Genomic DNA, 12952 nt, shown 5'->3' with positions numbered 1-12952 from the left:
CCTTTTTAAAATTGTTGGTTTTTAGAATCAAAAATGGCTTTTGAACAAGCTACTTGTTTTTTTATAGGATGGACCGTTAAGCGCAGCTCCAAAGGTAAAAAAATATTGAGGATTTGTTGGTGTATTTCCGAAAGCCCTATTTCGTAGACAAGGTTTCTTAAAGAAACTTCTCAGAATTTTAGCTGTATGCTTAAGTCGTGCTATATTTAAGCCGAAATAAATAAATCCTGAGTTTTATACACCAACTTAGCATGAGCAAACAGAAGTTATCTCTGAAACATTTAACACCTTATATAGTAGGTATAGCTGCTTTTTATTTGGTTACCTTGTCTTATTTCTACCCTGAGTTGGTAAAAAAAGAGACCTTGCATCAAACGGACGTGATCCAATTTGCGGGTATGTCTAAAGCTGCTGTCGATTACAATAAAAAGACGGGAGAACAAGCACTTTGGAACGATGCTATGTTTTCGGGTCTGCCCAATTATTTGATTGCTACGGGCGTTCCGGTCAGAGGAATTTTGATTTTGAAAACCATCACCAGAGGTTTTATTGGGAAAGAAACTACAGCCCATCTGCTTTTCACCTTAATGTTTTCATTTTCGATAATGGCACTCTGCTTTAGGGTAAAACCCTATTTGGCTATGTTTGGGGCTATCGCCTTTGCCCTCACCACTTTTAATGTGATGAGCATAGAAGCGGGACATACTACCAAAATGTGGGCTATTGCCTATGCTGCATTGGTGATTGGCGGTATGCATTTGATCTTCTCTAAGAAATACCTCATGGGCTTTGCCATTTTTGCTATGGGACTCGCTTTGGAGCTAGAGCCAAGTCATTTTCAAATCACATTCTATCTCATATTTATATGCATAATATATGCAATAAGCGAGTTGGTTTTTGCAGTGAAAAACAAGGAGATTCCTGCTTTTGCCAAGCAATCGGCAGTGATACTATTAGCGATAGTATTGGCTTCAGGGACAAGTGTAGCCCGAATTTGGATGACGATGGAATACACTCCATATTCGATACGAGGAGAAGCCCAGCTAAAACCGGTTGAAGGTGCAAAGCAAGAGATTCAGGCTGATGGAGGCTTGGACAAAGAATATGCTTACAGTTGGAGCGAGGGAAAATGGGAGAGTTTGACCTTGCTCATCCCTTATTTTTATGGAGGAGCAAGTGGTGAAAAACTTTCAATTAATAGCAATATGTATGAAGCTCTTGCTGCAAGCTATGGAGCGAAGCAAGCCGAGCAGATTGTGCAATCGGGTGGGATTCCTTTGTATCGTGGCGATCAGCCGTTTACTGGCGGACCTGCTTATGCCGGGGCAATTGTCTGTTTCTTGTTTGTACTTGCAATGCTGATTCTTGATAACCGGTATCGTTGGTGGATATTAGGAGGTTTTGTGTTGATGATGTTCTTTGCTTGGGGCAGGAATTTCTCTACATTCAATTACTTCTTGTTCGATTATTTCCCTGGTTTCAACAAGTTTCGAACTGTGGCAATGGCGCTGAGTTTAGCAGTTTTACTGATGCCTTTGGCAGGCATGCTTGCCTTGCAAAAATTATTGGACTCTAAATGGAATAAAGAATTGCAGAAACAGTTTTTTATTGCTGTTGGGGCTACGGCTGGAGTAGCGGTGCTGGCAATTTTGCTTTCAGGAATACCCGATTATACCCGCTACATAGAGCAACAAGGGCAGGTGATCAACGTGGATCAATCGTTTCCGCAAAGGTTGGGGGTACAAGATCAAGCTACCGCTAATAGACTGATAGATGCTCTTCATGACGACAGGCAGTCCGTATTGATTAGTGATTCTATTCGTACCGCCATTTTGATCTTGATAGTAGCTGGATTACTGTATTTTACCCTGCAAGGCAAGGTAAAACCACAGGTAGCCATTATGGTAACGGGCGTGATCATGGTCGGGGATTTGTGGCTAGTGGGGAAACGTTATTTGAACTCTGAGAAATTCCAAAAAAATGCTGTGCAGCGCTCACACCAAATTACCGAGGCAGATAAGGCTATTTTAAAAGACAAAGACATGCATTACCGCGTGTTCTCATTGGGCCAGTTCGACCGAGAAGCCCAAACTTCTTATTACCACAAGTCGGTAGGGGGGTATTTTGCAGCAAAAATGCTTCGTTATCGTGACCTTATAGACCGTCAACTTTTTCCTGAGCAGAACAAAATGATTGCTTCGTTGAAAGAAGGAAAGCGACCAGATTTTAGTCAAGTTCCTGTGAGCAACATGCTGAATGTAAAGTATATAAAGTTTGGAAACGAAGCTCGTGCTGTTTTGCAAAACCCAGAAGCAGCGGGTAATGCTTGGTTTGTGGAATCAGTGAAGACGGTGACCAGCCCCGATGAAGAAATGGATGCATTAGCTAGGCTTAATCCTACAAAAGAGGCAGTGATAGATGCCTCTCGATTCGAGGTTTCGGCTACGAATTTCCAAGTGGATAGTGCGGCAAGTATTGAATTAACAAAATACAGCCCAAGGCGATTGGCATTCAAATCATCTAATTCAAACCCTGGACTGGCTGTATTTTCTGAGATATATTACCCCAAAGGTTGGGAAGTGAAAATAGATGGGAATCCCGCAGAACTTGTAAGTGTAAACTATGTATTGAGGGGGTTGGAAGTTCCGGCAGGAGAACATGAAATCACGATGGAGTTCCACCCCAAATCATTTGAAAATGGGGCGACCATTACGAATATAAGTAGCTATTTGGTACTACTTATTGTAATTGGCGCTTGTGGGTTTATGGTAGTGAAGGAAGTAAAAGGAGGGAAAGAGGAATAGGCTTTGGTACTACTTATTTCAATACAAAAAGGCTGATAGCACGATACCTATCAGCCTTTTTGCTTTTATATGAAACAGAAGTGCTAAACTCCTTGCTCAGTATGTTGGATATACGCTTCCCTGATGATGCCATCTATCAACCCTGTTCCTGGGGCAATTATGCTTTCAGCACCTGCTTTTTGCATTGCTTTTATGTAAATATCTGCACCGGGAACTATCACATCGGCTCGGTCTTTTGGCATGTTTAGTACTCTCACTCGCTGGAGGACATCTAGTTGGTTGATTTTATCTCTGGTAGAAATAAGGTCTTCCAAGGATAGAAATTTGAGGTTGTCATTTCCTGAATGTTCCATAAGCGCATTTATATTTCCTCCTGTTCCAATGGCAACAGGTACTTGTACACACTCACCAAGTGTGCTAGAAATCCACTCGCCCATTTCATTGAATAGCGTTTCTTTGTCCAGCCCTTTCCCCAGACCTCTCACTGCACCAATTGTAAAAGATCTGCTGTCCACGTTTGCTTTGTTTTTGTAAAGATTGATTTCGGTGCTCCCTCCACCTACATCCACATGTATGTAACAACTTTCTCCTAAGAACTCTTCTATAGCCATACTCAATACTGCAGATTCTTTTTTACCGTCAATCAGCGTAATGTCCATGTCGCATATTTTTCCACATTTTTTAGCCAATGCTTCACCATTTTCAGCTTCTCGCATAGCAGAAGTAGCATAAGCCAGGTAATGTTCCACCTCGTAGAGGTCAATCAGTACCCGGTAGGCTTGAATAAGTTTGATGAACTTATCTTCAGTTTCAGGGCTAATAAAGGAGTTGGTAAAAACTTCTGTACCCAACCTGAGGGGAAAGCGAACATTTTCGAGACTTCTAAATACAGCTCCCGATTTTGTTTCAAAAACATCTACTACTCTAAATCTAATGGCATTTGATCCGATGTCAATTGCGGCTATTCTCATAGTTTGTTGTCCTTATGTTTATATAGGTTCTTTTTTCTGCTCTCATTAAACAAAAAATAAGGTTAATTCAAAGTTTTTTTGACATTCTCTTTTAGAATAGTTTAGCAACGTAGCAGTGTTACCTCCTTTCCCTATTCATACTTCAATGCATCGATAGGGTTTCTTACAGAAACTTTAATGGCTTGGTAGCCAATGGTGAGCCATGCTATGGTAAGGGCTAATCCGCCCGCTATCAGGAATTTTTCAAGACTTATTCCTGCCCTAAAGGTAAAATCTTCCATCCAGTTGTCCATAATAAAATAGGAGGCTGGAAAGGCGATGAGCAGGGAAAGGAGAATCAGTACAGTGAACTTTGAGGTGAGCATCAGTACAAGGCGAGGGATGGATGCTCCCATCACTTTGCGGATGCCGATTTCCTTGGTACGCTGGCTGGTAGTGTAAACCGTGAGCCCAAATAAACCTAAACAGGAAATGAAAATTGCCAGACCTGCAGCGTAGTTTGAAAGTGTGCCTACAAGCAGCTCTTTGCTGTACATTTGTTTGAATTTATCATCCATAAAGGTGTATTGGAAAGGGTATGCTGGTTCGTATTTTTTGTATAGTTCTTCTATCTCCCCTAAGGTTTTTGAAAGGTGGTTGTTGTCTAACTTGGCAAATACATTCCAGGTCTGGTTAGGGTCTAGGCGGATGATGATTGGCTCGATGGGCGAGTGGAGGGATTGGTGATGAAAGTTTTTCACTACGCCAATGATGGTTCCTGGTTCGTCTCTCCAAAATCTCAAACTTTTGCCTATCGGGTTTTCAATGCCCATCTGTTTTATCGCTTCTTCATTTACAATGTAGTTGAGGCTATCAGTGGACATTTTTACATCGAAACTTCTCCCTTCGGCAAGCTCCATTTTCATGGTTTCCAAAAAACCATAATCGCAGCTGATGACGTGGAAAGCTATTTCTTCGCCCTCCTTTTTCCCCTCCCACCTAGGATCCGTGGTTCAGTTCCCAACCGAGAGGGGGATTTCTCCTGCATAAGCGGCTTGCGTAATTCCGGGTAACTGCTTAAACTCATTCATAAAGGCAACATCATGTTTGCTAATGCCTTCATTGATGCCAAAGTACAATACATTTTCCCTGTCCATTCCCAAGTTCTTGGTTTGGATAAAGGAAATCTGATCGTGGATAAGCAGCGTGCAGGTAATGAGCGTGGACGAAAGTACAAATTGGAAAACAACCAAAGAACGACGTACCCAGTCGCCACCAGCACCGAGCTTAAATGTCCCTTTAAGGACTTTTACGGGAACAAACGAAGAAAGGAAAACTGCTGGGTAACTTCCCGAAAGGGTACTTGTGATAAGGCTAATTATGAGTACAAAAAGTAGAAATTCCGAGTTGAAATAGGGGATTTCTATTTCCTTATTGGTAAGTTGGTTGAAAGTAGGTCGGAATACTTCTACAAAGGCTACTGCCAGCAGCATGGCTATGAACGTGATAAACATCGACTCCCCCAAAAACTGTCCCATAAGTGATCGCTTTTTTGCCCCAACTACTTTTCTTATCCCCACCTCCTTTGCTCTATTTCCAGCTTTTGCCGTAGAAAGGTTCATGAAGTTGATGCAGCCTATTATCAATATAAATATGGCTACAATGCTAAAAAGGCGAACATAAGCAATCCTTCCCCTAGCTTTTCTTCCTTTGGAAAACTGTTGGTAGAGGTGTACGTCCTTATAAGGTTGCAGAAATACTTCAGTACTTTTTTCTTCATCAATATGGTGTGCGATAAATCCGCTAAGCTTTTTATTTACCTTTTCATAATCAGTTCCTTCTTTTAGGAGAACATTCATTTTGATCGACATATTTCCCCATTTGTTCAGCCAATCACGCTTGCTAAGCTAGAAGTTATAAGGAAGAACATAGTCGAATTTTAGAGATGAATGTACTGGGACTTTGTCAAATACTCCTGTGACCTTGAAAGGGGTATCGCCATCCCAGTTTCTTACGTTGATGATCTTTCCGAGGAGGTTAGGGGAGTTTGGGAAAAACTTGTCTGCCAAGTTTTGGGAAATAACAATGGAATACATGTCTTCAAGTACCGTTGCAGGGTTTCCTTGTTTTAATTCGAAGCTGAATACTTTGAAAAAACTGGCATCGGCATGGAGACCGAGCTCTTGAATACCATTTCCTTCAACCAAAAGCAAATTACGAGAGCCCCAGTCCATCCGTATCACATCTTCTATTTCAGGGATTTTTGCTTTTAGGGCTTCTGCTAAAGGGCTTGCCACGGTGTGTCCATATTCCACTTTTCCATTGGTAAATTCTACTTCAGAGATTACTTGAAAGAGCCTGTCGTTTTTCTCGTGGAAGCGATTGGTTTTCAGTTCGTCATTTACCCAAAGTAAAATGAGAAGCGCACAGGCAAGCCCAAGAGCCAACCCAAGGATGTTGATAGTGGAAAAAAGCTTATTTCTTACCAAGTTTCTATACGAGATGAGAATATGGTGCTTTAGCATAAGTGCGGTAGATAGGTGACAGTGACAAATTGAAATGAACAATCAATTTAGGGTAAATAGCTTGAGTGCTCAAGAGATTTTACCTGAATCAATGGCAATTGAGTTTTGTCGGTAAGTCTATTTGAAGAGCGGTTTTAAATAGGGGTAATGACTACTTATATTAATTATAATTTCTCCCTGCTTTGGTCTGTAGCTTTTTTTGGGAAAAGCTAGGTAAATTGCCTATGAGTGACTTGAGCGTTATTTTTGTTTGTAAAAGCTTGGTGAACGATTGTTAAAAAGCCGAATAGTCAGATGTAGGAAAATTGGTTTTATGAAAGAAATTATAAGCTATGTGTTGTAAACTAACAATGAGAAGATTTGTACAAGTAGAGGATAAATGATAAAAAATCTATTGGTCTCATAAATTGGATTGATTGTATTATCTAAAGAAGGGGTTTTTGCTTGTTGTTAAATATTTGAATTGTTATTAACAAGTGAATAACTTATAGCTATTCTAAGCGCATGTTATACTATGCTTGTTTTATGGTGTTTTGAGCTTTTCGAATATGCTTGTTAGTGGGTGAATCAGTGGTGGTTATGGGATTACCTTTTTATGTAAGCAGAAAAAAGCCCGATTTGTTAATTATAACTTATTAAATGAAGAACTCTTTCGGACTAGTATAAATGATAGGTGTTGTTGTAGAAAAATAAAAAAGATTCGAATAGTGAGATTGATATAAACTATCCAATAATATTTTCAAAACCCGATTTTACAGATGTAAGTTTTAAAAAAATAGTAAGTACTAACATTTTTAGAGTGGGCGTTAGGCTGATGTTGGTTAACAGTAAAAAAACAATTTCAAGATAACTAATGCTAAGAACTACCACTCTAATTAACTTTTTATTATTGTTTCTTTTATTTGGCTGTAAGCTAGAAGAGACAGAATACATTGTTCCCCGTCCGATAGCCTACGAACCTGGGCAAGTGACCTCTACTACCTTTGAGGCGAAATGGAGCAAGATCATAGGATATGAGACGTATTGGCTGGAAGTTGCTACCGACGAGAGCTTCTCAAACATAGTTGATGAATACAGCAACAAGGAAGTAGCCGATACTACAATTCTGGTCGAGGGCCTAGATGTGAACCAATCGTATTATTACAGGGTGAGCGCGTGGAAGGCGGGTCAGGGGCATTCGAATGTAATTGGACTTCGTACCGAGGCATTGAGCGTCCCACAGTTCAAATCGGTGGATTTCATTTCCAATACCGAGGCAACAATAGAATGGCATGAGCTGGAGGGCTCTACGAGCTATTACATCGATATAGCCACAGATGAGGGTTTCGAGAACCTGTTGAGCAGTTATTCAAGCGTAAAGGTGGAAGCGCTTGAATTACTACTAAGCGACTTACAGCCCGGGGAAACCTACTACTTTAGGGCGCGGGGCAAAGGTGCCGTTGAGTTTTCGGGTTACTCTGGAGTGACAGTAATAGAAATGCCGGCATTCGATAGGCCTGTTGCTCTCCATCCCACAGAATATAGCCTTACCGGTTTTGTGGCTGTTTGGCATCAGTTAGAAGGTGCAAAGTCTTATTTGCTGGATATAGCTACAGACGAAGCTTTCGAAAATATCCTTCCCGATTATTCCGGGTTATCGCTGGGCGATACCTTGCTAGAGGTGAAGAACCTAGAGGTGGGGCAAGGGTATTTCTATAGGGTAAGGGGCGTGAATGGCAAAAGCGTTTCCCCGTACTCAAATGTGGTCGGGACCAAAACGGAAGCCTTTGAAGCGCCTAGGGCGCTTGCCGCGAGCGATGGGGGCCTGTTGGACTTCCATGCAAACTGGGAGGCTGTGGAAGGTGCCTCCACGTATCTGCTCGACGTGGCGCTGGACAAGGGTTTTTCTCAGAAGCTGGAAAACTATACAGAAAAGGAGATAGTTGGGACCACTGCTTTGGTAGAAGGGCTTGAGGTGGACCATACGTATTATTACAGGATCAGGGCGAAAAGGAATAGCTCTGTTTCTGGATATTCCAATATTGTGGAGGCCGGCACGCAAGGCTTTGGGAAGCCATTGATCTTGGGCACGTCTGACGTTGGGCTGGTTTCCTTCAAGGTCACTTGGGCAGAGGAGGAAGGTGCAACGGTTTATTTATTGGATGTAGCTACAGATTCTAGTTTCAGTGATTTTGTAGATGGCTATGAGGCGAAAGAATTGGCAAGTACTTCGGAAACAGTTACCGAGCTAGAGCCCCAAAAGGAATATTACTTTAGGATAAAGGCAAAAAGGGATAATTCTTATTCCGTTTATTCAGATACACATAGTGCCATAACCCAAGAACTAGAGGCTCCTTTAGCCGTAGATGATGGTAGTTCATCTTATTATAAGTTCAGTGCCAGATGGGAGTCGGTAGGAGATGCTGATAACTATATTCTTGACGTATCGAGAGATGCTGAATTTACACAAATGTTACCAGACTTTGATGGCAAGGTAGTCGGTACGGCTACTTCCTTCGAATTAAATAGTACAAATCATGGGGTATATGCAGGGAATACCTATTACTACAGAGTGAGGACCTCTGCTAAAGGTTATACATCTGGCTACTCGGAGACAATAGCTACTTCGCTGGCGGCTCTTCCTATACCAGATCTAGATGCAATCACAGATGTCTACCCTCCGACATCTTCCCAAGACTTAGATGTACACTTCAAATTTGATGAAGCTTCTGGAGAGTATGTATATAATGAGTTAGGTACTCAGTCAGGCATACTGAAAGACATGGATCTTTCGACTTGCTGGGTTACGGGTGCTGTTGATGGTGCTTTGAGTTTTGATGGAATTGATGATAGGATAAACCTTACTGATGATGCCGCTTTTCTTAAGGCATCTTTTAGAGAAAGAACCATAGCATTATGGGTCAAATTTTTTGGGATAAATGAGTCGGGGTTGATTTATGAAGAAGGAGGGGCAACAAATGGCATGGCCATAGGGCTAGTGAACAACCAAATAATTGTAACGGCAGGGGACGATGATGAATATGACTATGTTACATCTGTAAGTCTTAGCCCAGATATTTGGTATCATATCACAGCCATTTATGACAATGGTGAAATACGTTTGCATATCGATGGAGGGGATGCTGTAAGTGCTAACACCGATTTTCTAAAAGGTGAAATAAGTTATCATGGTGGTCAACCTGGAATGGGGGGAGCCAATGGAGCGGTAATCATTTCAAGTTTGGGGAGTGAATACCTACACGGTATGGTAGATGATTTAAGGATTTATAATACTCCAATAACCCGAGATCAGATAAAGGCTATTATGACCTATGGCAGTACACTGACCGAAGGAGAGAAAGCTGTATTTTCTTATGAAATCGGATGGGATGCTATTTCTAATATAGATGGCTATTTGATAGACGTTGCAACTGATGCAAGTTTCAGTAATATCTTGACAGCATACGATGCCAAGTTCGTAGACTCTAATAACATTATTGTTGAAGGTCTACAGCCTAATACTACTTATTATACAAGGGTAAGAGCTATTCAGGGTACGTCTATATCTAGCAATTCAGTAGTCCAATCGATTCACACAGATATTTAGCATTAGTTAAACTAAAAAAGCATTTCTCAATATGATATCTACTAATTGTCAGTTATGATATACAGATTGTATCGAAATATGATGAACCACTTACTGAAAACACTAATTTTATTGCTGCTAGTTACAGGCTTTGTTAAGCCTGTTCTTTCCCAACCTGACACGCTTGTAAGTGAAAAGGGTTTTAAGCTTACTGTAGAGGAAGATATTTTAAACCTACCAGTAGAAGGTATTCAAGGACTGAAAGTTTATGGTGCTTCCAATAAGCTTGAGAGAGCTTTCGATTCTCCTTTTGACCTTTCGGTAATCGGGAAAAGGCAAATTGAGCTTTCTGGTGCTAACTCCGTTCCCGAAGTTTTAAAATTATGCCCAGGTGTAATAGTTAGACAAAAGTCGAATGGTAATTATGATGTGCAAATACGTGGTGCAGGTTATTTTCCCGGTGGAGATGTCCTTTCTGGCTACGACCAGACTTCGCAACTGTTGGTCATGATCGATGGCATCCCTATGATAGATTACTTATGGGGAGATATACTATGGGAGGCACTTCCAGTAGATATGAACGATATTGAAAGAATTGAGGTGGTGAGAGGCGGAAATCCCGTTTATGGGAATAATGCTGTAGCAGGGTCAATTAATATTGTAACAAAAAGCAAGAGAAAAAATGGGTTAAGTGGTGAGGCAATGGCTTCAGCTGGCACTGATAACAATTACCAATATAATGGAGCTATTAATTATGGTATCGAAAATAAGCTGCAGGCTCGGTTATCAGGTTATTATCATACACTAAACCGCCCGTTCACCGATTATTACTCATTGGTAAAAGATCAATATATACAAAGTGATTCTCTTTTGTTTTATAATCCTAATGCATTTGAAACTAATACCTATTCAGATGCGGCACTCCAAAAATATGGGGCAAATGGTTTCTTAACGCTCAAGCTAAGTGAGGGAATTAGTTTTGATGCGCAATTAGGCCTTCAAAACTCACTTGCACAAACAACATCTATGGGTATCGACACCCTTATGGCGATGGTTATGCGGCGCTCAAAGAGTAATTTTTTCAAAGTGAATGGCAATATTCATGGGCTAAACATCCAAGTAGGGTTAACGAATGGGGAGCGTAATTACTCTGTTGATTACCCTAATAGTGATTATAACTTTAGCCAAACGTTTGTCAATGTTAGTTATAACTTTAAGTTTAACAAGCTAGTTGTTATTCCTGGAATAAGTTACCAGACAGGCAAATATTCAAATATAAGTGAGGTGACGAGTTTTAACCCTGAAAACCAAGGGGGAGGAAGTAATCTCGGACCGCCATTAGACCTTTCTTACCAAAACACATCATTTTACCTCAATGGAGATTTAAAGGTTAATGATAAACTGAGGCTATTAGGGGTTACTCGATTGGAGACTTATAACATTGCGGAGTCCTTTGTTTTCAATGGTGCTCTTACAGGTACTTATAAGGTTACTAATGATTTTATATTTAGAGCTGGCATAACGTCTATGAATGCTTCCCCTTTTTTGCGGAACTACCCTCAAAACCAAATAGCTAATGTAGAAGAGGAGAATGTTTTGATTCTGCAGGCCAATAAAGGCTTGAAATCAGTTTCCAAGAACTCGATACAGGTTGGGTTGAGAACAAAGGCAATTCAAAATACTGAATTTGACCTTGAGTTCTTTTTTAATAACTCAAATAATTACCTAGAAGAAGCCCAATCTCAAGATAGTCTGTTGTTTTATAGAAAAAAGGAAAATTCTTCTTTGGAAACCAAGCAATTTGGTGTAACTGCCAAGGCTATTATAGCCTTATTCTCAAGAGTTCAACTTGGTACTTTTATCACTCTTCAAAGCACTCAATTTACAAACTTGAACCAAGTAGGAACTAATGTGATATTTAATAACAACTTTGATTCTACCGTAGTAAGTTATACTCCTACGCCTCAGTTTTATGGGGGTGCTTATTTAGAATATAGTCCGCTAAAAAACCTTAGCACTTTTGCTAATATGTATTACTTCAGTGGGCATTCCTTAATGGACCGAAATACAGAAAGACCTATGAATGGATCATTCAGCCTTAGATCATGTTTAAAAATTTTAAATAGGCATTTTTTTGATCCTATTAAGTATTATTTGGCAGTTTTGCCATAAAACCCAAGCTTCTTGGCTTTTGGTAGTTTTTTCATAGTCTTTGGACAGCCTCCGGAAGAAATTGAACGTGCCGAATGTCCTCTCGGTGACCCATCTCCACTTGATGGGCACAAAGCCCCTGGGGGTTGGGGGACAAGAGGATATCTCGACCTCTACGCCCCTTATGTTGTCCTCTACCCATCCGGTGAACTTCTTTTTATAGGCCTGGTCTGCCAGGATCTTTTCCATCCTGTGCAGGTAGCCCAAGAGGGGCTCCACCACCCGTTGCCCTATCGTGCCGTCATGCTCGTTGGCGCCAGTGGCGACCACTCCCCATACCAGCCCGAGCGTATCGGTGATGACGTGCCTTTTTCTCCCGTTCACCTTCTTGTTGCCGTCCAGCCCCGTGTCCTGCCCGATAAAAGGCGCGCACTTTACCGACTGGCTATCAATGGAAAGCATGCTCGGGGTCGCCTTCTTGCCCTTCCTCTTGCGCTCTAGTTGGTTGAGTGCCGCGTTCAGCCGAAAAAGCGTGTTGTCCCCCTGCCACTTGCGGAAATAATAGTATACCACATTCCAAGGAGGGCGTCCCTCGCCCGAGAGGCTGCGCCACTGCTGTCCGCTGCGCATGCAGTACAAGATCGAGTCCACCACGTCCCTGAGGTCATATTTGCGTTTCCTTTCCACGGGAAGATATTCTTTTATATATTGCCATTGCCGGGAGGTCAAGCGGGTATATCCTGTTTCCATAAACTTTGTTGTTTCGTCACTACAAAGTTTTAGCCTGCCCGGCTCTTTTCAAAATTTAAACATGCTCTTAATATAAAGGTTTCGTACAATAATATTTTTGAAAGGTTTAGTGTTTTTGTAAATGCTAAAAATTTATTGTCAAGTGACAACCCTGAATTTATTTACTCAGATAGGGTAAGGCCGATTTATTTACTAGGCTTAAATTAT

8 protein-coding genes are annotated in these 12952 nt (G+C 41.1%); 3 read left to right on the top strand and 5 right to left on the bottom strand.

The annotated features are described in order from the left end of the window. Nucleotides 1-251 precede the first annotated feature (251 nt). Nucleotides 252-2804 (top strand): YfhO family protein, encoded by a 2553-nt coding sequence (locus R9C00_20170; protein WPO34018.1) that lies wholly within the window; start codon nt 252-254, stop codon nt 2802-2804. 83 nt (nt 2805-2887) lie between these two features. Here R9C00_20170 and R9C00_20165 read toward each other — a convergent pair whose 3' ends face one another. The 4 genes from R9C00_20165 to R9C00_20150 all read right to left on the bottom strand — a co-directional run bounded on the left by R9C00_20165 (nt 2888) and on the right by R9C00_20150 (nt 6279). Beyond that, complete coding sequence (locus tag R9C00_20165) at nt 2888-3775, bottom strand: phosphatase (protein ID WPO34017.1); 888 nt, start codon at nt 3773-3775, stop codon at nt 2888-2890. A 131-nt stretch (nt 3776-3906) separates the two neighbouring features. Beyond that, nucleotides 3907-4680 carry an FtsX-like permease family protein gene (locus tag R9C00_20160; GenBank protein WPO34016.1) on the bottom strand — a complete coding sequence of 258 codons (774 nt, stop codon included), beginning with the start codon at nt 4678-4680 and terminating at the stop codon, nt 3907-3909. Between the two features lie 87 nt (nt 4681-4767). Continuing rightward, nucleotides 4768-5625, bottom strand: a complete 858-nt coding sequence (locus R9C00_20155) for an FtsX-like permease family protein (protein ID WPO34015.1) — start codon at nt 5623-5625, stop codon at nt 4768-4770. Nucleotides 5626-5661: 36 nt separating this feature from the next. Continuing rightward, nucleotides 5662-6279 (bottom strand): ABC transporter permease, encoded by a 618-nt coding sequence (locus tag R9C00_20150; protein WPO34014.1) that lies wholly within the window; start codon nt 6277-6279, stop codon nt 5662-5664. Nucleotides 6280-7168: 889 nt separating this feature from the next. Here R9C00_20150 and R9C00_20145 point away from each other — a divergent pair. Further along, nucleotides 7169-9865 carry a LamG-like jellyroll fold domain-containing protein gene (locus R9C00_20145; GenBank protein WPO34013.1) on the top strand — a complete coding sequence of 899 codons (2697 nt, stop codon included), beginning with the start codon at nt 7169-7171 and terminating at the stop codon, nt 9863-9865. Between the two features lie 78 nt (nt 9866-9943). Next, nucleotides 9944-12016, top strand: coding sequence for a TonB-dependent receptor plug domain-containing protein (locus R9C00_20140; GenBank protein ID WPO34012.1), 2073 nt, complete (start codon nt 9944-9946; stop codon nt 12014-12016). On the opposite strand, the gene R9C00_20135 is transcribed toward R9C00_20140, so the two are convergent. Then, complete coding sequence (locus R9C00_20135) at nt 11963-12745, bottom strand: IS5 family transposase (GenBank protein WPO34011.1); 783 nt, start codon at nt 12743-12745, stop codon at nt 11963-11965. The genes R9C00_20140 and R9C00_20135 overlap by 54 nt on opposite strands. Nucleotides 12746-12952: the final 207 nt, after the last annotated feature.

The sequence above is a fragment of the Flammeovirgaceae bacterium SG7u.111 genome (assembly GCA_034044135.1).
GTDB lineage: Bacteria > Bacteroidota > Bacteroidia > Cytophagales > Flammeovirgaceae.
Note: the sequence above shows the minus strand (reverse complement) of the source record. Positions and strands in the feature narration are given on the sequence as shown.

Coding starts and splice junctions, on each gene's coding strand:
- R9C00_20170 (WPO34018.1), top strand. CDS start 252: ATGAGCAAACAGAAGTTATCTCTGAAACATTTAACACCTTATATAGTA.
- R9C00_20155 (WPO34015.1), bottom strand. CDS start 5,625: ATGTCGATCAAAATGAATGTTCTCCTAAAAGAAGGAACTGATTATGAA.
- R9C00_20140 (WPO34012.1), top strand. CDS start 9,944: ATGATGAACCACTTACTGAAAACACTAATTTTATTGCTGCTAGTTACA.
- R9C00_20160 (WPO34016.1), bottom strand. CDS start 4,680: ATGAAAATGGAGCTTGCCGAAGGGAGAAGTTTCGATGTAAAAATGTCC.
- R9C00_20165 (WPO34017.1), bottom strand. CDS start 3,775: ATGAGAATAGCCGCAATTGACATCGGATCAAATGCCATTAGATTTAGA.
- R9C00_20150 (WPO34014.1), bottom strand. CDS start 6,279: ATGCTAAAGCACCATATTCTCATCTCGTATAGAAACTTGGTAAGAAAT.
- R9C00_20135 (WPO34011.1), bottom strand. CDS start 12,745: ATGGAAACAGGATATACCCGCTTGACCTCCCGGCAATGGCAATATATA.